This window comes from Streptomyces sp. NPDC093221 (assembly GCF_044753885.1).
GTDB lineage: Bacteria > Actinomycetota > Actinomycetes > Streptomycetales > Streptomycetaceae > Actinacidiphila.
Map to the genome: position 1 here is coordinate 984,742 of NZ_JBIVOA010000002.1, position 21,321 is coordinate 1,006,062.

The 21,321-nt window shown below is 72.6% G+C and carries 18 protein-coding genes and 1 pseudogene; 9 read left to right on the top strand and 10 right to left on the bottom strand.

Annotated features, from left to right (window positions below):
• The first annotated feature begins 4 nt into the window (after nucleotides 1-4).
• Together sdhA and ACIQCJ_RS10315 are read left to right on the top strand one after the other, a co-directional pair.
• On the top strand, nucleotides 5-1,759 hold the full coding sequence (gene sdhA / locus ACIQCJ_RS10310; protein ID WP_355336873.1) for a succinate dehydrogenase flavoprotein subunit: 1,755 nt from the start codon (nucleotides 5-7) through the stop codon (nucleotides 1,757-1,759).
• Nucleotides 1,759-2,532: a succinate dehydrogenase iron-sulfur subunit gene (locus ACIQCJ_RS10315; protein ID WP_355336872.1), complete on the top strand. Its 774-nt coding sequence runs from the start codon at nucleotides 1,759-1,761 to the stop codon at nucleotides 2,530-2,532. The genes sdhA and ACIQCJ_RS10315 overlap by 1 nt, the downstream gene beginning before the upstream one ends.
• 114 nt (nucleotides 2,533-2,646) lie before the next feature.
• On the opposite strand, the gene ACIQCJ_RS10320 is transcribed toward ACIQCJ_RS10315, so the two are convergent.
• Together ACIQCJ_RS10320 and ACIQCJ_RS10325 are read right to left on the bottom strand one after the other, a co-directional pair.
• On the bottom strand, nucleotides 2,647-3,489 hold the full coding sequence (locus ACIQCJ_RS10320; protein ID WP_391050498.1) for a carboxymuconolactone decarboxylase family protein: 843 nt from the start codon (nucleotides 3,487-3,489) through the stop codon (nucleotides 2,647-2,649).
• A 51-nt stretch (nucleotides 3,490-3,540) separates the two neighbouring features.
• A complete protein-coding gene (locus ACIQCJ_RS10325; RefSeq protein ID WP_355336870.1) occupies nucleotides 3,541-4,062 on the bottom strand; it encodes a MarR family winged helix-turn-helix transcriptional regulator in 522 nt (173 codons plus the stop codon).
• Between the two features lie 88 nt (nucleotides 4,063-4,150).
• Here ACIQCJ_RS10325 and ACIQCJ_RS10330 point away from each other — a divergent pair, with 88 nt between their 5' ends.
• On the top strand, nucleotides 4,151-5,533 hold the full coding sequence (locus ACIQCJ_RS10330; protein WP_402711152.1) for an MFS transporter: 1,383 nt from the start codon (nucleotides 4,151-4,153) through the stop codon (nucleotides 5,531-5,533).
• A gap of 35 nt (nucleotides 5,534-5,568) precedes the next feature.
• Here ACIQCJ_RS10330 and ACIQCJ_RS10335 read toward each other — a convergent pair whose 3' ends face one another.
• The 3 genes from ACIQCJ_RS10335 to ACIQCJ_RS10345 form a co-directional block, all read right to left on the bottom strand.
• Complete coding sequence (locus ACIQCJ_RS10335; protein ID WP_402711153.1) at nucleotides 5,569-7,215, bottom strand: hypothetical protein; 1,647 nt, start codon at nucleotides 7,213-7,215, stop codon at nucleotides 5,569-5,571.
• Between the two features lie 98 nt (nucleotides 7,216-7,313).
• Nucleotides 7,314-8,921 (bottom strand): ATP-binding protein, encoded by a 1,608-nt coding sequence (locus tag ACIQCJ_RS10340; protein ID WP_401309401.1) that lies wholly within the window; start codon nucleotides 8,919-8,921, stop codon nucleotides 7,314-7,316.
• Nucleotides 8,918-9,652, bottom strand: a complete 735-nt coding sequence (locus ACIQCJ_RS10345) for a response regulator transcription factor (RefSeq protein WP_402711154.1) — start codon at nucleotides 9,650-9,652, stop codon at nucleotides 8,918-8,920. The genes ACIQCJ_RS10340 and ACIQCJ_RS10345 overlap by 4 nt, the downstream gene beginning before the upstream one ends.
• Before the next feature lie 253 nt (nucleotides 9,653-9,905).
• Between ACIQCJ_RS10345 and ACIQCJ_RS10350 the strand changes: the two genes are divergently transcribed.
• The 4 genes from ACIQCJ_RS10350 (at nucleotide 9,906) to ACIQCJ_RS10365 (ending at nucleotide 14,671) form a co-directional block, all read left to right on the top strand.
• Nucleotides 9,906-12,584, top strand: a complete 2,679-nt coding sequence (locus tag ACIQCJ_RS10350) for an MMPL family transporter (protein ID WP_402711155.1) — start codon at nucleotides 9,906-9,908, stop codon at nucleotides 12,582-12,584.
• Nucleotides 12,585-12,761: 177 nt separating this feature from the next.
• The gene (locus ACIQCJ_RS10355) at nucleotides 12,762-13,181 is read left to right on the top strand and encodes a hypothetical protein (RefSeq protein ID WP_391050490.1); all 420 of its coding nucleotides are present in this window, start codon (nucleotides 12,762-12,764) and stop codon (nucleotides 13,179-13,181) included.
• Nucleotide 13,182: 1 nt separating this feature from the next.
• The gene (locus tag ACIQCJ_RS10360; RefSeq protein ID WP_402711156.1) at nucleotides 13,183-13,827 is read left to right on the top strand and encodes a thiol-disulfide oxidoreductase DCC family protein; all 645 of its coding nucleotides are present in this window, start codon (nucleotides 13,183-13,185) and stop codon (nucleotides 13,825-13,827) included.
• A 10-nt stretch (nucleotides 13,828-13,837) separates the two neighbouring features.
• The gene (locus ACIQCJ_RS10365) at nucleotides 13,838-14,671 is read left to right on the top strand and encodes a TetR family transcriptional regulator (RefSeq protein ID WP_402711157.1); all 834 of its coding nucleotides are present in this window, start codon (nucleotides 13,838-13,840) and stop codon (nucleotides 14,669-14,671) included.
• On the opposite strand, the gene ACIQCJ_RS10370 is transcribed toward ACIQCJ_RS10365, so the two are convergent.
• Nucleotides 14,622-14,960 (bottom strand): SCO4848 family membrane protein, encoded by a 339-nt coding sequence (locus ACIQCJ_RS10370; protein WP_391050487.1) that lies wholly within the window; start codon nucleotides 14,958-14,960, stop codon nucleotides 14,622-14,624. The two genes, ACIQCJ_RS10365 and ACIQCJ_RS10370, sit on opposite strands and share 50 nt — an antisense overlap.
• Before the next feature lie 146 nt (nucleotides 14,961-15,106).
• Between ACIQCJ_RS10370 and ACIQCJ_RS10375 the strand changes: the two genes are divergently transcribed.
• Nucleotides 15,107-16,525: a D-alanyl-D-alanine carboxypeptidase family protein gene (locus tag ACIQCJ_RS10375; protein WP_402711158.1), complete on the top strand. Its 1,419-nt coding sequence runs from the start codon at nucleotides 15,107-15,109 to the stop codon at nucleotides 16,523-16,525.
• Nucleotides 16,526-16,595: 70 nt separating this feature from the next.
• On the opposite strand, the pseudogene ACIQCJ_RS10380 reads toward ACIQCJ_RS10375, so the two are convergent.
• The 4 genes and pseudogenes from ACIQCJ_RS10380 to ACIQCJ_RS10395 form a co-directional block, all read right to left on the bottom strand.
• A pseudogene (locus ACIQCJ_RS10380) lies at nucleotides 16,596-17,513 on the bottom strand (YihY/virulence factor BrkB family protein); the annotation flags it as partial.
• Nucleotides 17,514-17,523: 10 nt separating this feature from the next.
• Nucleotides 17,524-17,964: a GtrA family protein gene (locus tag ACIQCJ_RS10385; RefSeq protein ID WP_355336861.1), complete on the bottom strand. Its 441-nt coding sequence runs from the start codon at nucleotides 17,962-17,964 to the stop codon at nucleotides 17,524-17,526.
• The gene (locus tag ACIQCJ_RS10390; protein WP_402711159.1) at nucleotides 17,961-19,034 is read right to left on the bottom strand and encodes a decaprenyl-phosphate phosphoribosyltransferase; all 1,074 of its coding nucleotides are present in this window, start codon (nucleotides 19,032-19,034) and stop codon (nucleotides 17,961-17,963) included. The genes ACIQCJ_RS10385 and ACIQCJ_RS10390 overlap by 4 nt, the downstream gene beginning before the upstream one ends.
• Nucleotides 19,031-19,576, bottom strand: a complete 546-nt coding sequence (locus ACIQCJ_RS10395) for a phosphatase PAP2 family protein (protein WP_391050485.1) — start codon at nucleotides 19,574-19,576, stop codon at nucleotides 19,031-19,033. Before ACIQCJ_RS10395 ends, ACIQCJ_RS10390 begins: the two co-directional genes overlap by 4 nt.
• Before the next feature lie 224 nt (nucleotides 19,577-19,800).
• On the opposite strand from ACIQCJ_RS10395, the gene ACIQCJ_RS10400 reads away from it, so the two are divergent.
• Nucleotides 19,801-21,297 carry an FAD-binding protein gene (locus ACIQCJ_RS10400; protein ID WP_402711160.1) on the top strand — a complete coding sequence of 499 codons (1,497 nt, stop codon included), beginning with the start codon at nucleotides 19,801-19,803 and terminating at the stop codon, nucleotides 21,295-21,297.
• Nucleotides 21,298-21,321 lie beyond the last annotated feature (24 nt).

Below are 21,321 nucleotides of genomic sequence, written 5' to 3' on the forward strand. Positions count from 1 at the left end.
CCCCATGCAGATCCACAAGTACGACACCGTCATCGTCGGCGCGGGCGGCGCCGGCATGCGCGCGGCCATCGAGGCCACCAAGCGCAGCCGCACCGCCGTTCTGACCAAGCTGTACCCGACCCGCTCCCACACCGGCGCCGCCCAGGGCGGCATGGCCGCCGCCCTCGCGAACGTCGAGGAGGACAACTGGGAGTGGCACACCTTCGACACGGTCAAGGGCGGTGACTACCTGGTCGACCAGGACGCCGCCGAGATCCTGGCGAAGGAGGCCATCGACGCGGTCCTCGATCTGGAGAAGATGGGCCTGCCGTTCAACCGGACGCCCGAGGGCCGGATCGACCAGCGCCGCTTCGGCGGCCACACCCGCAACCACGGCGAGGCCGCGGTGCGCCGCGCCTGCTACGCCGCGGACCGCACCGGCCACATGATCCTCCAGACGCTGTACCAGAACTGCGTCAAGGAGGGCGTGGAGTTCTTCAACGAGTTCTACGTCCTGGACCAGCTCCTGGTCGAGGTCGACGGCGTCAAGCGCTCCGCGGGCGTGGTCGCGTACGAACTGGCCACCGGCGAGATCCACGTCTTCCAGGCGAAGGCCGTGATCTACGCGTCGGGCGGCACCGGCAAGTTCTTCAAGGTGACGTCGAACGCGCACACCCTGACCGGTGACGGTCAGGCCGCGGTGTACCGGCGCGGGCTGCCGCTGGAGGACATGGAGTTCTTCCAGTTCCACCCGACGGGCATCTGGCGGATGGGCATCCTGCTGACGGAGGGCGCCCGCGGTGAGGGCGGCATCCTCCGCAACAAGGACGGCGAGCGCTTCATGGAGAAGTACGCGCCGGTCATGAAGGACCTCGCCTCGCGTGACGTCGTCTCCCGCGCGATCTACACCGAGATCCGTGAGGGCCGCGGCTGCGGTCCCGAGGGCGACCACGTCTACCTCGACCTCACGCACCTGCCGCCGGAGCAGCTCGACGCGAAGCTGCCGGACATCACCGAGTTCGCGCGGACGTACCTGGGCATCGAGCCGTACACCGACCCGATCCCGATCCAGCCGACCGCGCACTACGCGATGGGCGGTATCCCGACCAACGTGCAGGGCGAGGTGCTGAGCGACAACAGCACCGTCGTGCCGGGCCTCTACGCGGCCGGTGAGGTCGCGTGCGTGTCGGTGCACGGCGCGAACCGGCTGGGCACCAACTCGCTGCTGGACATCAACGTCTTCGGCCGCCGTTCCGGCATCGCCGCCGCCGAGTACGCGCACGCGCACGACTACGTGCCGCTGCCCGACGACCCGGCGTCGCTGGTCGAGGCGCAGGTGGAGCGGCTGCGCGCGTCCACCGGCACCGAGCGGGTCTCGGTGATCCGCACGGAGCTGCAGGAGTGCATGGACGCCAACGTGATGGTGTTCCGCACCGAGCAGACCATCAAGACGGCCGTCGAGAAGATCGGCGAGCTGCGCGAGCGCTATCTGAACGTGGCGATCCAGGACAAGGGCAAGCGGTTCAACACCGACCTGCTGGAGGCCGTCGAGCTGGGCAATCTGCTCGACCTGGCCGAGGTCATGGCGGTCTCCGCGCTCGCCCGCAAGGAGTCGCGCGGCGGTCACTACCGCGAGGACTACCCGAACCGCGACGACGTCAACTTCATGCGGCACACGATGGCCTACCGCGAGGTGGACGCGACCGGCGTCGAGTCGATCCGCCTCGACTACAAGCCGGTCGTGCAGACCCGCTACCAGCCGATGGAGCGTAAGTACTGATGAGCACCCCGACGCTCGACAAGCACTCGGCGGCCCTCGACGCCGCCGAGGTGACCGACGCACACCTGATCACGATCACGCTGCGGATCCGCCGGTTCAACCCGGAGGTCGCGGCGGACGCGGAGTGGGTCGACTACCAGTTGGCCATCGACCCGAAGGAGCGCGTCCTGGACGCGCTGCACAAGGTCAAGTGGGAGATCGACGGCTCGCTGACCTTCCGCCGCTCGTGCGCGCACGGCATCTGCGGGTCCGACGCCATGCGGATCAACGGCAAGAACCGGCTGGCGTGCAAGACGCTGATCAAGGACATCAACCCGGACAAGCCGATCACGGTCGAGGCGATCAAGGGCCTGACCGTGCTGAAGGACCTCGTGGTCGACATGGACCCGTTCTTCCAGGCGTACCGCGATGTGATGCCCTTCCTGATCACCAAGGGCAACGAGCCGACGCGTGAGCGCCTTCAGTCCGCCGAGGACCGTGAGCGCTTCGACGACACCACCAAGTGCATCCTGTGCGCCGCGTGCACGTCGTCCTGCCCGGTCTTCTGGAACGACGGCCAGTACTTCGGCCCGGCGGCCATCGTCAACGCCCACCGTTTCATCTTCGACTCCCGCGACGAGGCGGGTGAGCAGCGCCTGGAGATCCTGAACGACAAGGACGGCGTCTGGCGCTGCCGCACCACCTTCAACTGCACCGACGCGTGCCCGCGCGGCATCGAGGTGACGAAGGCGATCCAGGAAGTCAAGCGCGCCCTGATCACCCGCCGCTTCTGACCCCTGGGCCCCAAGGGCCCGCCCCGACCGGCCACCACCGGCCACGGGCGGGCCCTTTCGCGTGCCCGTACGCGGGTCCCTTCGCGGGTCCCTTCGCGGTCCCCTTCGCGCGCGCTAGCCCGCGGTCCCGGCCGCGTCGTGCTCGGTGAAGATCTCGCGGGCTGCCGTGACGCCGTTGAGGGCGGCGGGGAAACCGGCGTAGCCGGCCATTTGGGTGAGCGTTTCGACGACTTCGGTGCGGGTGCCGCCGAGGCGGAGGAAGGCGCGGATGTGGATGCGGAGCTGGGGGGCGGCGGTGCCGAGGGCGGTGCAGATGGCGATGGTGAGGAGTTCGCGGGTGACGAGGTCCAGGCCGGTGCGGCAGTAGATGTCGCCGAAGACGTGCTCGACGATGTAGCGGCCGAGGTCGGGGGCGATGTCGTCGAGGGTGGCCACGACGCGGACACCGTCGGGGCCGTCGACGGTGCGCAGGGCGTCCAGGCCGCGTTCGTAACGGCCGCCGTCGACCGGTTCCTTGACGACCGGGTCGTCGTCGGCCGGGTGGTCCGCGAAGACCTCGCGGGCGGCGCCGAGGGCGTTGAGCGCGGCGGGGAAACCGGCGTAGACGGTGGTGTGGATGAAGGTCTCGACGATCTCGCGCCGGGTGCAGCCGACATTGAGCGCCCCGGCGATGTGGAAGCGGAGCTGCGGGGCGGCGTTGCCGAGGGCGGCGAGCGCGGCGACGGTGGCGAGCTGCCGCTGCCGCGGGGTGAGGCCGGGGCGTGACCATATGTCGCCGTAGCCGAACTCGATGGTCATCCGGGCCAGGTCGGGGGCGATCTCCGCGACCGAGTCGAGCAGGGCCGGGCGCTCGTCGCCGGTGACCGTGCGGAGGGCGGCCAGGCCGCGCGCGTACCGGTCGTCGGCGGGAGCGGATTCGGCGCGGTCGGTGGGGTCGGAGCCGTCTGCGGGGGTCATGACGACGACGCTAGGGGTTGGAGTCGACTCCAGCGCAAGTCCCACGCCAGCTCAGCCCGTGCAGTCGCGACCGCCGTCCCCGTTCCCCTCGGCCGCCAGCATCACCCGCCGCAGCAGGTCGGAGAGCGTGCGCCGTTCGGCCGGGGTCAGCACGCCCAGCAGCCGGCGCTCCTCCTGGCCCTGGAACTCCAGCGCCCCGAGCCACGCCTGCCGCCCCGCCTCGGTGAGTTCGACGTCGACCCGGCGGCGGTCGGCGGCCGACGGCGTACGGCGTACGTACCCGCGCCGCTCCAGGCCGTCGAGACGGCCGGTGATGGAGGCGGGGGCCATCTTGAGGTCGGCGGCGAGTTCGGAGGGAACGGTACGGCCGCCGCGCCCGGCGAGCGTGTGCAGCGTCTCGTACTCGTGCTTGTGCAGGCCGTGGTCGACGAGCGAGCGCTGTTTGACCCTGCGGATGTGGTCGGTGAACAGCATGGCGCGGGTGGCGGCGCCCTCGACGTCGGGGTCGAGGTCGGGCAGTACGGGCTGCCAGCGGGCGACGTGGCCGTCGGTCCAGTCGTGCGGGGTGGGCATGGGCCGATCCTATGCCTACCCACCGGAGATACGTCGGTGCCGAAATATTCGTTGACGAAATGTTCGACGCCGAAATACCTTGTTCGCCGTGACCACCCCGCCCCCGCACGAAGACCGGCACGAAGACCGGCACGACGACCCGCGTGACGACCCCCGCGACGAACGGCACGACGACCTCCGCGACGACCGGCACGACGCCCCCCGCGACGGCTCCCGCCAGGACCCCGTCGCCCCGCCCCCCAAGCCCCGGCACCCGCTCCGGCACCGCTCGTTCCGCCTGCTCTTCTTCGGCCGGACGCTCTCCGCCCTCGGCGACGCCGTCGTCCCGGCCGCGCTCGCCATCGCCATCAGCCGCGCGACCGGCTCGGCGTCCGCGCTCGCGGTCGTGCTGGGCTGCGCGATGGTGCCGCGCCTCCTGCTGCTGCCGGTCGGCGGCGTGATCGCCGACCGGTTCGACGCGCGCAAGGTCGCGCTCACCACCGACCTCGTCCGCTGCGCCGCGCAGATCTTCGTCGGCCTCGAACTCGTCGGCGGCGACCCGAGCATCCTGGTCCTCGCGGTCGCCGAGACCGTCGGCGGCGCCGCCTCCGCCTTCGCCATCCCGACCTCCGCGCCGCTGGTCGCGGGCACCGTCGAGGAGGACGGCCTGCTCGGCGCCAACTCCCTGATGGCGTCCGCCGCGAGCGCGACCCGGCTCGGTGGCCCCGCGCTCGCCGGACTGCTGATCTTCACCGCGGGGCCCGGCTGGGCGTTCCTGCTGGACGCCGCGTCCTTCGCGGCGAGTGCGGCGCTGCTCACCCTCGTCCGGGTGCGCCGCACCCCCATCCCGCGCCGCTCGATGCGCGCCGACCTCGTCCAGGGCTGGACCGAGGTCCGCGCCCGCGACTGGTACTGGACCAGCCTGATCGCCCACGCGGTGTGGAACGGGGCCGCCGCCGTCCTGGCCACCCTCGGCCCGCTGATCGCGCACCACCGGCGCGGCGGCGACGGCATGTGGGTGCTGATGCTCGAAGCGGGCTCCGTCGGCCTGCTGACCGGCTCGCTGCTCGCCTCCCGCGCCCGGCTGCGCCGCCCCGTGCTCACCGGCAATCTGGCCCTGACCAGCTACGCGCTGCCGCTGGTCCTGCTCGCCGCCGACGCCCCTGCCGTGCCCTTGATCGTCTCCTACGGCCTCGCCCTCGGCGCGCTCGGCTTCTTCAACCCGGTCTGGGAGTCCTACGTGTTCAGCTCGGTGCCCGCCGGGGTGCTGGCCCGCGTGACCTCGTACGACTGGCTGCTCTCGCTCGGCGCGATGCCGGTCGGATACGCGCTCGCGCCGCTCGCCTGCGACGCCTTCGGACCCGCCGTGCCGCTGTACGTGGCGGCGGCGCTGGTCGCCGCCCTGTGCCTGGGGACGGCGGCCGTCCCCGGTGTGCGGCACGCGACGACGGTGACCGACGCCCCCAGGGAGCGGGCACCGGTCACCGTCTGATCACCCCGTGGGGGGAGCTGTCGGGAACCCGCGGACTACGCGGTACGGCGGCGGTTGCGCGCGGTGAACAGCACCGCGCCGCCGAACGCGACGGCGCCGACCGCGATCCCGCCGATCAGCCGGGTCGCGCCCGCGCCGGTGGCGGGCAGCGAGGCGTTGCCCGCGCCGCCGGACACCGCGCCGGAGGACCCGGCCGATCCGGTGGTCCCGTTGGAGCCGGAGGAGCCGGAAGAACCGGCGGTGGCCGAGGCGTTCGAGGCCGACGTCTTGACCACGAGCGCGACCGTGTTGTTCGCCGCGTTGTGGTCGAAGGGCAGCTCGATCCGGTTCGGCCCGGTCGTCAGCAGCGCCGCCTCGCCCTGGTGCACGCCGGTGGACGTGACGCGCAGGGTGAGCGGGAAGTCGTACGACTTCCCGCTGTAGAGGGTGACCGGGCGCTCGACGTCGGACTCCGTGTCCGACGCGCAGCGCAGGTACCGCTTCGCGGTGTCGCGCGGCGCGCACGTCACGGGCCACTCCACGAGTGCGGTGCCGTCGGGCACGCGGACGTCGAAGCGGGTGACCGGCGTGAAGTACTCGAGCGGGTCGATCGAGGCGGGTCCGTGGTTGTCCACGTGCACGGTGAGCTTGACCTGCGCGCCGTTCGCACCGGTGACCTCGGGCGCGGAGATCCCGAAGTCCGCGGTGTTGGTGACCGTGAAGTCCGCGCCGCCGTACGAGGTGTCGTTACGGCCGTCCGCCCCCGGGGTCCCGCCGGGAACCGGCACCAGGTGCAGGGCGGGCCCGGTGCCCGGCTCGCCCGCGGGGTGCGCGGTGGCCTCCTTCGGGGTGAACGCCGTGACGTCCACGCTCTCCGCGTAGGCGTCCGCGTTCGCCTTCATCGAGACGGTGTCGCGCACGCCGTAGCTGGCGCCGGCGGCGAGCGGCTGGTCGATGGCGCAGCGCGCCACCGTACGGTCCACGCCCTGCCGCGGGTCGCGGGAGGTGTCGTACACGCAGTTGGAGAAGCGCTCGACCGGGGTGAGGCCGTGCGACCACCGCAGTTCCAGTTGGACCGAGGCGACGTCGGCGTTGCCCTCGTTGGTGACGGTGACCGGCACGTCGCCGTTCGCTCCGGGGGCGAGGGTCGTGGCCGCCGCCCGGCCGACGACGAGGGACGGGCCGTCGGCCAGCGTCACCGTCGGCTTGAAGGTCTGCGTCTTGCCGTTGGTGTTGCGGTGGCTGACGCTGAACGACCCCTTGGCCCCGGCGGCCACGCCCGGCAGCGGCCGGATCTTCACCGCGACGTCGGGCAGGTGGAGCCGCCCGACCGGCGCGCCGGGCACGGTGCAGACGGCGTCGGCGCCGGTCACCGTACAGCCCTGCGGCCAGACGACCTCGGCGACGTTCTTCATGCCCGCCGCGGAGAAGGTCAGTCGCTGTGCGGGCACGGCCACGTTCGGGTCGTGGTGGAGCATCGTGACCGCCATCGAGCGGGTGACCGGTTCGGCCCCGGCCGCCGTGGGCGCGAAGGTCACGTCGTAGGCGCGCAGGCCCAGGTCGATCGAATCGGCCGGCGCGGTGTCCGCCGGCGGCCCGTCGGCTCCGAAGGCCACGGCTCCGCCGCCGAGCGTTAACACCCCGGCCGCCCCAAGGGCCAGCGCCGCCGGGCGCAGCCGTCCGGTGAATGCGCGACCTCGCATGGTGTCTCCCCGTCACTTCGAGTGGTGGTTCGTTGTGGGGAGTTGGACGGCCGATGTCGCACAGGGGTTGTACGGGTTTCCGTTTGTTATAGATTTGGTCAAGTAGCGGCGGGGACAGTGGACTTCGCACCGGTTACCACCGTCTCCTGGCCCCTCGCCGCGTCCGCCGCCGGGTCCTCGCCGACCGCCGTCCCCGCGCCCACCGTCGGCAGCGTCACGCAGACCGTGAGGCCGCGGCCGGGTGCCGTCTCCAGCGCGACCGTGCCGTGGTGCGCCTGGACGACGGCCTGCACGATGGCCATGCCGAGGCCCGCGCCGCCGCTGTCGCGGGCGCGTCCTGCGTCGGCGCGGAAGAACCGGTCGAAGACGCGGGCCGCGTCCCGCTCGCTCATACCGGGACCCGAATCGGTGATCCGCAAGAGCAGTTTCTCGCCACGCGCGGCGACTTCGACGCTGGCCGGGGAGCGGGCCGGGGTGTGCACCCGCACATTGCTCAGCAAATTGCCCACGACCTGCCGCAACGCGGCCTCGTCGCCGAGGACTTCGGGCAGCGGTCCGCCGTCGGCCCGGCAGTCGGGCACCATCAGCGTCAGCGGCCGTTCCGGCTGCTGCGCGGCCAGGTCGGCGGCGGCGTCGCGGACCAGCCGGGACAGGTCGACGGCGCCGTGCGGCAGCGCGGGCCGGTCGTCGAGCCTGGCCAGCGCGAGGAGTTCGTCGACCAAGCGGCTCATCCGCAGCGCCTCGGAGCTGACCCGGCTCAGCGCCCGCTCCTTCTCGTCGGCGTCGAGCATGCCCTTCTCGTAGAGCTGGAGGTAGCCGCGCACCGACGCCAGCGGGGTGCGCAGCTCGTGCGAGGCGTCGGCCAGAAATCGCCGCAACTGTGTGGTGGCGCGCTCGCTTTCGGTCACGGCGGTCTCGATCTGCTGGAGCATCGCGTTGAGCGCGCCGCTGAGCTGTTCGACCTCGCTGGAGCCGTGCCGCGCGGTGCCGATCCGCCGCCCGAGGTCGCCCCCGGCGATGGCGGACGCGGTCTCCACCATGTCCTCCAGCGGGCTCAGCCGCCGCCTGGCCGCGGTCAGCGAGCCGGTGGCGAGCAGCGCGAGCAGCACCACGCCGACGACCGATTCGACGATCAGCAGATTGCCGATCGCGTGCTTGACGCCGCTGAGCCGTATGCCCTTGACCACGATGGTGCCGTCGGAGAGCCGGATCGCGACCACCCGGTACTCCATCGAGCCGGTCTTCACGGTCTTCGCGCCGCCGCTGCGGACCAGCCCGGCCGGGTCGGGGATCGCCTCGGCGAGCCGCCGCTGCTCGGAGCTGACCGGAATGGTGCCGTCCTGGCAGACGGCGGCGGGCTCGCCGCGCCGGTCGAGCATGACGAACAGATCCTGCTGGAACGCCACCGCGATCGCCGAACTCCCCGGCCCGCCGCCCCCGTTCTGCCCGCCCTGCCCGCTCTGCAGGAGGTCGGCGAGCTGGCAGAGCCGCCGCACCATGTCCGCGTCGATCGAGGTCTTGGCGAGCGAGGACTGCGAGCCCTTCAGCGAGTCGTCGATCTCGCCGACCAGCACCATGTACGTGGCGGCGATGCTCGCGCAGGCCGCGAGCAGCAGGCCGACCGCGAGGAAGGTCACGTTGGCGATCGTGAAGCGCCCGCGCAGCGAGTGCGGGCGGGGCCACAGGCCGCACTTGTTCACCTTCACACCGCTCCCCCGTCCGTGGCGGCGCCCGGTTCCGCCGCGCGCAGCCCGTATCCGATCCCCCGCCGGGTCTCGATCAGCGGCGGCCCGAGCCGGTCGAGCTTGCGCCGCAGATACGAGATGTACGTCTCGACGACCGTGGACGAGACGGCCGTGTCGTACTGCCAGACGTGCTGGAGCAGTTGCTCCTTGGTGACGATCCGCCCGGCGTTGCGCAGCAGGTGCCGCAGCAGGTTGTACTCGGTGGGCGTCAGCTCGACGGGCTGCCCGCACCTGCGGACGGTGTACGTGGCCTCGTCCATCTCCAGGTCGCCGTGGCGCAGGACGCGCCCGTCGGCGCCCTCGCGGCGCCGGGTGCGGCGCAGCACCGCGTGCACGCGGGCCACCACCTCGTCGACGCCGAACGGCTTGGTGATGTAGTCGTCGCCGCCGAGCGCGAGCCCGGCGACCACGTCGCGCGGGGCGTCCCGCGCGGTGACGAAGATGACGGCGAGGTCGTCGGCGTCGGTCTCGGCGGCGCGTTCCTGGCGCAGCGCGCGGCAGACCTCCCAGCCGCTGCCGTCCGGCAGCATCACGTCGAGCAGTACGAGGTCGGGCCGGTGTTCGCGCGCGGCGGCCAGCGCCTCGCGCCCGGTCGCGGCACTGTGCACCGTGAAGCCGTTGTATTTCAGGGTGATGCGCAGGATGTCCGCGATCCCCGGTTCGTCCTCCACGATGAGCACGGTGGCGTCCATGCCCACCAGTATCCGCACTCCCCCCGCGACCCCGTCCCGGCCGGAACTTTGGAGTTCCTTGAGAGAAGCGGGATCGGCTTGGCGGTCGGCGCGACAGCCACGGAGGCTGAAGAGGCTCGTTGGTCAGTCCACGGGTCCGTCGGTCAGTGCGCGGGTCCCGTTGGTCAACTCGTCGGTCGTGGAACGCTCGTTGATGGGGGATGTGGTCGTGGCCGTTGTGGCTCGATGGTGTTTTCGGCACAAATGGCTGGTGATGTCGTTCTGGCTGGCGGCGCTGCTGTGCGTCGGCGCGGTGGGCAACGCGCTCGGCAGCGGCTACTCCAACGCGTTCTCGCTCAAGGGCACCGAGTCCACCAAGGTCCTGGACCTGATGGACCAGGTGGTGCCCGAGCGGTCCGGCGAGGCCGACACGGTGGTGTGGCACGTCGACTCCGGTACGGTGCGCGACGCTTCGGTACGGGCGCGGCTCGACCCGGCGCTGGCGGACATCGCCCGGCAGAAGGACGTCGGGCAGGTCGTCAGCCCGTACGACCCGGCGGGCGCGGCGCAGATCAGCAAGGACGGCCGTACGGCGTACGCGACGGTGACGTACACCAAGCTCGGCGGTGACCTCTCCGACGACCAGGCGCAGAAGCTGATCGACACCGCGCACCACGCGGCGGCCAAGGGCCTGAGGGTCGAGGTCGGCGGCAACAAGCCCGCGCAGGCGGAGCAGCCGCTGCCGGGCCTCGCCGAGGGCGTCGGCATCGCGGCGGCGGCCGTGGTGCTGTTCCTGGCGCTGGGCTCGCTGTTCGGGATGCTGCTGCCGATCGTGACGGCGCTGTTCGGCATCGGCATCTCGTCGTCGGCGATCATCATCCTCAGCCACGGCATGGACGTGGCGGACTTCTCGCCGCAGCTCGCGACGCTGGTGGGTCTGGGCGTCGGCATCGACTACGCGCTGTTCATCGTGACCAGGCACCGCAAGGGAATCCTGCGCGGGAAGAGCCCCGAGGACGCGGCGGTCACCGCGCTCAACACCTCGGGCCGCGCCGTGCTGTTCGCGGGCGGCACGGTCTGCATCGCGCTGCTGGGCATGTTCACGCTGCGGCTGACCTTCCTCGACGGTGTGGCCGTCGCGGCGGCGCTGACCGTCGTCATCACGGTCGCCGCCGCGATGACGCTGCTGCCCGCGCTGCTCGGCCTGCTGGGCATGCGGGTGCTCAGCCGCGGGCAGCGCCGCGCGCTGGCGGCCGAGGGACCGCAGCCGGAGGTCGCGACGGGCGCGGCGGCGCGCTGGTCGTCGTTCCTCCAGCGGCACCCGCGGGTGCTCGCGGTGGCGGCGGTGGCCGTGATGGCCACCTTGGCGATCCCGGCGCTCGGCCTGCGCCTGGGCTCCTCCGACCAGGGCAACAACCCGACGACGACCACCACCCGCAAGGCGTACGACATGCTCGCGGACGGCTTCGGCCCCGGTTTCAACGGGCCGTTGACGATCCTCGCCGAGGTGCCGACCGGCGCGGACAGGACCGCGCTGAACGGCCTGGTCACGACGTTGAAGGACACCGACGGCATCGCGTACGCCGCCGCCCTGCCGATGAAGCCGGGCGACAAGGTGGCGTTCATCCAGGCGGTGCCGACCACCTCGCCGCAGGACAAGGCGACCTCCGACCTGATCGACCACCTGCGCGACGACGTCGTCCCGGCCGCCGAGCGGGGCAGCACGATGCGGGCGTACGTCGGCGGCCAGACGGCGATCTTCGAGGACTTCGCGACGGTCCTGTTCAACAAGCTGCCGCTGTTCATCGGCGTGATCATCGTGCTGGGCTTCCTGCTCCTGCTGGTCGCCTTCCGCAGCCTGGTGGTGCCGCTGACGGCCGCCGCGATGAACCTGATCGCGGCGGCGGCCTCCTTCGGGGTGCTGGTGGCCTGCTTCCAGTGGGGCTGGGGCGGTTCGCTGGCCGGGCGCGAGGGGCCGATCGACGCCTTCCTGCCGGTCATCATGCTCTCGCTGCTCTTCGGCCTGTCGATGGACTACCAGGTCTTCCTGGTCAGCCGGATGCACGAGGAGTGGGTGCACACCAAGGACAACGCGCGGGCGGTACGGGTCGGGCTCGCCGAGACCAGCCGGGTGATCAACTCGGCGGCGGTCATCATGATCTGCGTCTTCGGCGCCTTCGTGCTCAGCGGCGAGCGGGTGCTGGCGATGTTCGGCATCGGCCTGGCGGGCGCGGTCGCGCTGGACGCGTTCATCCTGCGGACGGTGCTGGTGCCGTCGCTGATGCACATGTTCGGCACCTCCAACTGGTGGCTGCCCGCGTGGCTGAACAAGCGGCTGCCGCACCTGGCGGTGGAGCCGGCCGAGGACGACGACCCCGCGGCAGGCGCGCCGACGGGCACGCTGATGGCCGCCGGGGCCGGTACCGACATCGTCTCCGGGCCCGCCGTACGCGGCCGGGTCACGGGCGCCGCCGGGCTGCCGGTGCCGCGCTCGGAGCTGACGCTGATCGCGGCGGACGGCCGCCAGGTGGGCCGCGCGGCGGCGGACGACGAGGGCGCCTTCCTGTTGCCGACGCCGCGCGCGGGCTCGTACGTCCTGGTCGCCAACGCGCCGGGACACCACCCGCAGACGGCGAGCGTGCTGGCCTCCGACCGCCCGGTGGAGTGTGATCTGCGCCTCACGGGGACGGGTGCGCTGACCGGTACGGTGCGGCGCGCGGACGGTCAGCCGGTCGAGGACGCGCGGGTCGTGCTGCACGACGCGGACGGCCACGAGGTGGCGGAGACGCGGACCGGCAAGGACGGCTCGTACGCCTTCGGCAATCTCTACCCCGGCCGGTACACGCTGCTGACCATGGGCTATCCGCCGTTCCCCGCCACCGTCCGGGTCCCGGACGACGGCGGCGAGGGGGACGGTGACGTCGATCTGGAGCTGAGTTATTCGCAGGACTGACCGCGGCCGGGCGCCGCCGCTCCCCCGGCGGCGCCCGTTGTCAGGGCCCGGTTCCGAAACCTTCGGAGCCGGGCCCTTCCGTATGCCCGGAGCACCGGCCTTGAACATGTTCAAAACCGGGTCTAGAGTCGTCGCGTCAGCAGGTTTGAACACGTTCAAACAAGGGGTGGACCCGCTATGGACCTGACCGTCCTCGCGTATGTGATCTATCTGGCCGTCAGCATCGGCCTGACCGTCTGGGTGGCCCGTACCCTCAGCAGCAACGGCCGGATCTTCCTCGCCGACGTGCTGCACGGCGACGAGAAGCTCGCCGACGCCGTCAACCACCTCCTGGTGGTCGGCTTCTATCTGGTGAACCTCGGCTTCGTCGCCCTCTACCTGAAGTCGGCCGACGCCGTCGACAACGCGCGCGGCCTGTTCGAGGCGCTGTCGGTCAAGCTCGGCGTCGTGCTGCTGGTGCTCGGCGTGATGCACCTCGGCAACGTCTACGTGCTCAACAAGATCCGGCGGCGCGGGCTGATGGAGCGCGAGCAGTACCCGCCGGTGGACAGCGACGGCTGGACGAAGCCGAACGGCCCGACCCCGGCCGGGGTGTGACATGACGCGCCTCACGCAGAGCGCGGTGACCGCGCGGCCCGACCGGCCGACGGCGCGGCCCGTGGCGCGGACGCCCCGCCCGCCCGTACGGCGGCTCACCGTGCTGTACGACCCCGCCTGCCGGCTGTGCGCCTTCGTACGGGACTGGCTCGTCCGGCAGCGGCAGCTCGTCAGACTCGACATGGTGCCGGTCGGCTCCCCCGAGGCCATGCACCGCTTCCCCGGCCTCGACCACGCGGCGACCGGGCGCGAGATCACCGTCGTCGGCGACGCGGGCCAGCTCTACCGGGGCGACTCCGCCTGGGTGGTGTGCCTGTGGGCGCTCGCCGACCACCGCGCCTTCTCGCACACCCTGGCCACCCCCGCGGGCCGCAGGCTCGCCCGCGCGGCGGTGCTGACCGCGGCCAAGTACCGCGAGAGCAAGCAGCGTTCGGCCGCGGCCCCGACCTGGTTCCCCGGGCGCAACGCGGCGGGCGCGCCCGGCCCCGCGCCGGTCAGGTCCGTACCCGGCTGGATCTACGACAAGGCGACCGGCTGGACGCAGAGCGACCCGGGCTCCCCGTCGGCACCGCCGTCCGCACCGCCGGCCGACCCGCGGCGCGGCCGGGGCGCGGACAGCGCCGACGGCTGTGCGGGCGACGGATAGGCTCACCCGGGTGGAGCACGTGACAGACCAGCCGGAGCCCGCGGCCACGGGTCCGGCGGCGGAGCCGGGCCCCGGCCTGGGCGAGGAACTGCCCGGCGGCCGGGCCCGGCCCAAGACCGGCAAGAGCGAGCAGACCCGCGCGGTGATCCTGGAGACCGCGATGCGGCTGTTCCGCGAGCGCGGCTACGACAAGACCACGATGCGCGCCATCGCCCAGGAGGCGGGCGTCTCGGTCGGGAACGCCTACTACTACTTCCAGTCCAAGGAATTCCTGATCCAGGGGTTCTACGACCGGATGACGCACGACCACGCGGCCGACGCCCGGGTGCGCATGCGCGGGGTGACCGACTTCGCGGAGCGCCTGGAGATCACGCTCGCGTCCTGGCTGGACACCGCGGCCGCGTACCACGAATTCGCCGCCCAGTTCTTCCGCACGGCCGCCGACCCGGACAGCTCGCTCAGCCCGTTCTCGAACGAGTCGCACCCGGCCCGCGCCACCGCCGTCGAACTCTTCCGCGACGTGCTGTCCGGCTCCGACCTCGCCCCCAAGCTCGACTCCGAACTCGCCGAGCTGCTCCCCGAACTGCTCTGGCTGCACCTCATGGTCGTCGTCCTCTACTGGGTCTTCGACCGCACCCCCGACACCGCGCGGACCCGCGAGTTCGTGCACCGCTCCACCCCCGTGGCGGCCCGCGTCATCGGCCTGTCCCGCTACCGGGTCTTCCGCCCCGTCGTCCGCGACGCCAAGTCCCTCATCCAGGACTTCATCCTCCCGACGATCGGCCGCACCGCGGTCACACCGTCGAGTCGGCCGACTCCCGATCAGCCGGGGCAGCCGGGCTAGTCGGGGCGGTCGCTTCCGCCGGGTCGGCCGGACCGGCCTGCGCCGCCTCGCGGCGCAGCGCCCGCAGGCTCCGCGCGCCGAGGGCCGCGATGGCGGTGCCGAGGAGGAAGGAGACGATCGCGAGAGTGAGGTGGATCCAGAAGTAGGCGGTGGGCGATCCGTGGTCGCCGTCGTGGAAGGCCAGACCGCTGGTGTCCTTCCACAAATTCTTGACAAAGGTGACCCAGACGATCCACGACCACACACCGAAAGCGACCAGGAACCAGGACACGCGCCGACTGAGCTTCATGCGTCCCAGTATGTGCGGGCCCCCCGGTAGGAGGGCCGACGGGGGTGGCCGGTTCCCCGCGCGGGACGTGCGGATCGTCACGGCGGACGGCCCGCACCCGGGGGCGCGGCGGCCGGGAAAGGACATGTACGTTTCCTCGGGTGCCCATGCCTACGACCGCCGCGCGCCGCACCGCGCCGCACCGTTCCGCCCTGGCCGTTCTCGCCGTGTCCGCCGTCGCCGCGCTGCTCGGCGGCACCGTCCTGACGGGGGCCGCGAGCGCGGCTCCGGCCGCCGGCACCAAGCCCGCGCCGAGACCGCCCGAGCACATGTCCACGGTGGGCGGCGACCGGCTGGGCGTGCCGGGCACGCAGGTGGACCCGGGACAGGGCGCGCCCGCGCTGCCCGCGAAGCTGACGGCGAAGTCCTGGATCGTGGCGGACGCCAAGACCGGCGAGATCTACGCCGCGCACAACGCGCACTGGCGGCTCCCCCCGGCCAGCACCCTGAAGATGCTGTTCGCCGACACGGTGCTGCCGAAGTTCCCGAAGAACACCGTGCGCAAGGTGCTGCCGAGCGACCTCCAGGGCATGGGCGAGGGCAGCAGCCTCGTCGGCATCAAGGAGAATCTGACCTACACCGTCCACGACCTGTGGCTCGGTGTCTTCCTGCGCTCGGGCAACGACGCGGTGCACGTGCTGTCCGCCATGAACGGCGGCGTCGCCAGGACCGTCGCGGACATGAACGCGCGGGCCAAGGAGTTGCAGGCGGCCGACACGCATGTGGTCACGCCCGACGGCTACGACGAGCGCGGGCAGGTCAGCAGCGCGTACGACCTCACGCTCTTCGCCCGCTCGGGGCTCCAGAACGCCGACTTCCGCGAGTACTGCTCGACGGTGAGCGCGCAGTTCCCCGGCGAGTGGAAGGTCGACAAGAACAAGAAGACCGGCAAGACCACCAAGAAGCGCGAGTCGTTCGGCATCCAGAACACCAACCGGCTGCTCAGCGGCGACTACGGCCTGTCCCCCTACCCCGGCATCGCGGGCGTCAAGAACGGCAACACCACCAACGCGGGCGCCACCTTCACCGGGGTCGCGCAGCGCGACGGCCGAACGCTGCTGGTCACCGTCATGACGCCGAAGGCCGAGCACGACCTGGTCTACCGCGAGGCCGCCTCGCTGCTGGACTGGGGCTTCAAGGCCGCCCCTACGGTCAAGCCGGTCGGCACACTGGTCCCGCCGCTGAGCCAACTGCCGCCGCCGACCGCCACGACGAAGGCGCCCGAGGGCGACAAGGGACCGGCCACCGCCTCCGCCACGGCCGGTTCCTCCCACGACGGCCTGTGGACGGCGCTGGGGGTCGCCGCCGGTTCCCTGCTCGTCCTGGCCGTGGCGTTCATCGTGGTACGGAAGCTCCGCCCGCTGCCGTCCCCGGCCGGCGGTGGTCCTCATCCTGCCCCGCGTCCTGATCCCGCTCCGCGTCCCGGTGCTGACCCTGGCCCTGATCCTGGCCCTGATCCCGATCCCGATCGGGCGTCCGGTCCGGCGTCCGGTCCCGACCGCCGCTCCCGGCGCCGGAAGGGCTGACGGGCTCCGGGGCCCGCGTGGCCCCGTGGACCTCGATCACCTCGACGACCTCCACGGTCTCGACGCCTTCCCCCGGTTCCCCGGCGGCGTCGCCGCCTCCACCGTCCCCGCCGTCCTCGCCGTCCTTCTCGGGCGGCGGCGCGTGCCTGGGCGTCGCCGTCCACGCGGCGCAGTACAGCAGTAGCTTCGCCATGAAGTTGATCCAGAGCAGCAGGGCGACCGGCGTACCGAAGGCGCCGTACACGTTCTTGCCCGCGACGCCCTGGAGGTAGCCGCTGAGCAGCACCTTCAGCAGTTCGAAGCCGACCGCGCCGATGAACGCCGCCTGGACCACGGCGCGGCGCGACGGTTCGACGCCCGGCAGCAGCGTCAGCAGGTAGGTCAGGATCAGGAAGTCGGCCAGGACGGCGATGCAGAAGCCGAGGACGGTCAGCAGCGCGCGGCCGGGGCCGTGGTCGGCGAGCCCGGCCTTGTGGACGGTCCAGTCGACGGCCGCGGTCGCGAAGCCGGAGGCGGCGAGCGAGAGCAGGGCCGCCGCGCCGAGGCCGAGCAGGATGCCGCCGTCGACCAGTTTGGCGACGACGGGGTTGCGCTCCTCGTCGTCCTTGTCCCAGACGGCGCGCAGGCAGTCGCGCAGCGAGCCGACCCAGCCGATACCGGTGAAGAGCAGCGCGGCACCGGCGATCCCGCCGATGGTCCCGGCGTTGGCGACCAGGCCGTTGATGTCGAGCTGGTCGGCGATGCCGGGGATCTGGTCGGAGATCTTGTGCTGGAGGGTGTCGAGCTGATGCTGCGACAGCAGCGCGGCGCCGATCGCCGCGACGACCGCGAGCAGCGGGAAGAGCGAGAGGAAGCTGGTGAAGGTCATCGCGGCGGCCAGCCGCGTCCAGTGGACGGTCTGGAGGTGCGCGAAGGCGCGCCAGCCGTGTGTCCGCATCGCCGCGGCGATGCGCGGGCCGATCCAGGGCAACCTTGTCAACCAGTCCATAACGGGGGGCCTACCCTCCCCCGGCCCGCGCAGTCCCGCGGAACACGAAGGTGCGGGTTCCCCAGAAGCGCAGCGCGGTCGCGAGAGCCATGCCGATCCCCGCGCCCGACACGACATCGGCGCGCGCACTGGCCAGCCCGAGCACGTAGTGCGATACGCCCAGACAGCCCAACTGCACGAGCGCGCCCGCCACGTTCACCGCGAAGAAGACCCCGTACTGCCGCGCCCTGCCGACCGCGGGGGTCCGGCCCCGATAGGTCCCCAGCGCGTTCCCGAGATACGCCACCGTGCACCCGGCGAGGAACGACAGCGCCTTCGCCCCGATCGGCCCGAACCCGCCGGGGCCGCGCAGCCAGACGAACAGCCCGAGGTCGGCGGCGTACGCGGCGCCGCCCGCGAGGGCGAAGCCGAGGACTTCCGAGCTGAGGCCCCGAGGGGAGCGCGCCCTCACCGGTTGACCGCCGCCAGGACGTAGAGGACGACCCAGGCCAGGGCGATGACGACCAGGGCGCGGTCGCGCAGGACGACGTCCTCGGGGGCGCCCGCGGAGCCCGCGTCGGCGAAGACGGCGTAGCGCAGGACGGAGAGGATGAAGGGGATCATCGAGAGCTGCCGCCAGGGGAGCCAGCCGTTGGGCGAGGCGCCGGTCTCCATCGACCACAGGCAGTAGGCGAGTACGGCGCCGCCCGCGGCGAGCTGCCAGACGAAGCGCAGGTAGCCGGTGGTGTACGCGCCGAGGAGGGCGCGGGAGGCGCCGACCTCGGAGCCCTCCGAGTCCTCGGGCGGCGCGGGGGCCGCCGGGGCGGTGGCGTCCGGCTGGGGTCCGACCGTCGGGGCCGCGGGGGCCGCCGCCGTGGCCCGTTCGGCGAGCCGCGACATCAGGACGAGTTCGGAGTAGCGCTTGGCGGCGACCATGAACAGCGCGCCGAAGCCCGAGGTGATCAGGAACCAGCGGGACAGGTCGATGCCGAGGGCGAGGCCGCCCGCCATGGCGCGCATCAGGAAGCCGGTGGTGACGATGACGAGGTCGACGACCAGCATGTGCTTGAGCCACACACAGTAGGCGAGCTGCATGACCACGTATCCGGCGAGCAGCCCGGCCGTGTCCGGGTTGCAGAGCACCCCGGCCGCCGCGGGCGCGAGGACCGCGAGGGCGCCGCCCGTGGCGTACGCGACCGGCACCGGGACCTGTCCGCAGGCCACCGGGCGGCGGCACTTGACGGGGTGGGCGCGGTCGGCGTCGGCGTCGCGGGCGTCGTTGATCAGATAGACGGCGGCGGAGCAGCCGGTGAAGAGCACGAAGACGACGGCGAGCTGGAGTACGGCGTGCGCGGACAGCAGGCGTCCGGCGGCCAGTGGCGCGGCCAGCACGAGGACGTTCTTGACCCACTGCCGGGGCCGGGCGGTCCGCACCAGACCGGCGGGCAGTCCCCGTACGGAGACCGGGGGCGGGAAGCGTCCGGCCGAGGGGACGGCGGTCGCCGGTACGTCGTCGATGAGCGCGGCGGTGCGTTCCGTCATGACGGCCGCCCTCCGCGCAGGGCCCAGTTCCGGCCGAGCCGGGCGGTGACGGCGCCGAGCAGCGCGCCGCAGGCCACGTCGCTCGGGTAGTGGACGCCGACGACCATCCGGGACACGCACATGGCGGCGGCGAGCGGCGGGAGCGGCGCGGCGAACGGCGTACGGGGCATCAGTGCCCCGAAGGCGACGACGGCCGCGGCGGCCGAGGTGGCGTGCGAGCTGGGGAAGCTGTGCTGTCCGGCGGTGCGGACCAGCGGTTCGGCGTCCGGCAGCACCGGGCGCGGGCGGCGGACGACCCGTTTGACGCCCATGCTCGCCGCGTGGGCCGCGCCGACCAGTGTGGTGGCGCGCAGCCAGGCGCCGCGGCGGCCGGGGTCGGCGCAGGCGCCGGCGAGACCGGCGGCCAGCCAGACCGCGCCGTGCTCGCCCGCCCAGGACAGCGCGCGGGCCGCACCCGCGACGCGGGGGTCGGTGCCGCGGCGGCGCAGCGCGGCCAGCAGGTGGTGGTCCGCGCGTTCCGCGGCGGAGTCGGGGTAGCGCACTGGTCGGTACTCCCTCGCAGCGACGGCTCGTGACCCGGGGCCGCCACAGCTGGGCGACCGGCCGCCCCACCTGGGCGAATTGTCGGGTCATCACACTTGGACCCCGAGTGCTTACCGTGCGCGACGGCTCCTCACGCACCACCACTCACCCTTTTCAGTGAGAAAAGCCGCATAACGCACTATTCGTGATCTTTCGCACCACTCAGAGCGCTACGGTCACGGACATGCCTGTACCCTCCGCGACGACCGTCCCCGTCACCGGCGAGGGCCGCACCGCCGCCGACGCCTCGGCCGACCCCACCGACGCCTCGACCGACCCCACCGCCGCCCCCCTCGATCGCGGCTCCGGCCCCGCCGACCTCCCCAGCCGCGTCGGCCCGGTCACCGGCTGGGGCCGCACCGCCCCCACCACCGCCCGCGTCCTGCGCCCCCTGACGTACGAGGCGGCCGTCGCGGCGGTCACCGGCAGCGACGGCCGCGGCGCCATCGCGCGGGGCCTGGGCCGGGCCTACGGGGACGCGGCGCAGAACGCGGGCGGCGCCGTCCTGGACATGACCGGACTCGACCGCGTCCACGAGATCGACGCCGTCAACGGCCTGGTCGTGTGCGACGCGGGCGTCTCGCTGCACCGCCTGATGGAGGTGCTGCTGCCGCTCGGCTGGTTCGTGCCCGTCACGCCCGGCACCCGCTATGTGACGGTCGGCGGCGCGATCGGCGCGGACATCCACGGCAAGAACCACCACGGCTCCGGGTCCTTCTCCCGCCATGTGCGCGCCATCGAACTGCTCACCGGTGACGGCGAGACCCGGCTGGTCACGCCCGAGGACGAGCCGGGCCTGTTCTGGGCGACGGCCGGCGGCATGGGCCTGACCGGCGTCATCCTGGCCGCGACCCTCCAGCTCCTGCTGGTCCAGACGTCGTTGATGACCGTGGACACCGAACGCGCCACCGACCTGGACGACCTGATGGCGCGGCTGACCGCGACCGACGACACGTACCGCTACTCGGTGGCCTGGATCGACCTGCTCGCGCGCGGCGCGAAGACCGGCCGCGCCGTCCTCACCCGCGGCGACCACGCCCCGCTCGACGCGCTGCCCGCCACGTCCCGCGCGCGCCGCGACCCGCTCGCCTTCCGCCCCGGACGGCTGCCCGCCGCACCACGCTTCGTCCCCGAGGGCCTGCTCGGCCGCACCAGCGTCGGCCTGTTCAACGAGTTCTGGTACCGCAGGGCCCCGCGCGAGCGGCGCGGCGAACTCCAGCGCCTGTCCGCCTTCTTCCACCCGCTGGACGGGCTGCCGCACTGGAACCGGATCTACGGCCGCAGCGGCTTCGTCCAGTACCAGTTCGTCGTCGGCCACGGCCAGGAGGAGGCGCTGCGGCGCATCGTCGGACGGATCGGCGCCCGCGGCTGCCCGTCCTTCCTCGCCGTGCTCAAGCGCTTCGGCGAGGGCGACCCCGGCTGGCTCTCCTTCCCGATGGCGGGCTGGACCCTCGCCCTCGACATCCCCGCCGCGCTCCCCGGCCTCGGCGCGTTCCTCGACGAGCTGGACGAGGAGGTCGCGGAGGCGGGCGGCCGGGTCTACCTCGCCAAGGACGCGCGGCTGCGGCCCGAACTCCTGGCCCGGATGTACCCGCGCCTCGACGACTTCCGCACCCTGCGCGCCACGTACGACCCGCGCGGCGTGATCACGTCCGACCTCGCCCGCCGCCTGGCCCTCTAGGGCCCGCCGCCACAGCCTCGAAGG

Coding starts and splice junctions, on each gene's coding strand:
- ACIQCJ_RS10375 (WP_402711158.1), top strand. CDS start 15,107: ATGCCTACGACCGCCGCGCGCCGCACCGCGCCGCACCGTTCCGCCCTG.
- ACIQCJ_RS10320 (WP_391050498.1), bottom strand. CDS start 3,489: ATGACCCCCGCAGACGGCTCCGACCCCACCGACCGCGCCGAATCCGCT.
- ACIQCJ_RS10360 (WP_402711156.1), top strand. CDS start 13,183: ATGACGCGCCTCACGCAGAGCGCGGTGACCGCGCGGCCCGACCGGCCG.
- ACIQCJ_RS10390 (WP_402711159.1), bottom strand. CDS start 19,034: ATGACGGAACGCACCGCCGCGCTCATCGACGACGTACCGGCGACCGCC.
- ACIQCJ_RS10345 (WP_402711154.1), bottom strand. CDS start 9,652: ATGGACGCCACCGTGCTCATCGTGGAGGACGAACCGGGGATCGCGGAC.
- ACIQCJ_RS10350 (WP_402711155.1), top strand. CDS start 9,906: ATGTCGTTCTGGCTGGCGGCGCTGCTGTGCGTCGGCGCGGTGGGCAAC.
- ACIQCJ_RS10335 (WP_402711153.1), bottom strand. CDS start 7,215: ATGCGAGGTCGCGCATTCACCGGACGGCTGCGCCCGGCGGCGCTGGCC.
- ACIQCJ_RS10315 (WP_355336872.1), top strand. CDS start 1,759: ATGAGCACCCCGACGCTCGACAAGCACTCGGCGGCCCTCGACGCCGCC.
- ACIQCJ_RS10355 (WP_391050490.1), top strand. CDS start 12,762: ATGGACCTGACCGTCCTCGCGTATGTGATCTATCTGGCCGTCAGCATC.
- sdhA (WP_355336873.1), top strand. CDS start 5: ATGCAGATCCACAAGTACGACACCGTCATCGTCGGCGCGGGCGGCGCC.
- ACIQCJ_RS10400 (WP_402711160.1), top strand. CDS start 19,801: ATGCCTGTACCCTCCGCGACGACCGTCCCCGTCACCGGCGAGGGCCGC.
- ACIQCJ_RS10325 (WP_355336870.1), bottom strand. CDS start 4,062: ATGCCCACCCCGCACGACTGGACCGACGGCCACGTCGCCCGCTGGCAG.
- ACIQCJ_RS10370 (WP_391050487.1), bottom strand. CDS start 14,960: ATGAAGCTCAGTCGGCGCGTGTCCTGGTTCCTGGTCGCTTTCGGTGTG.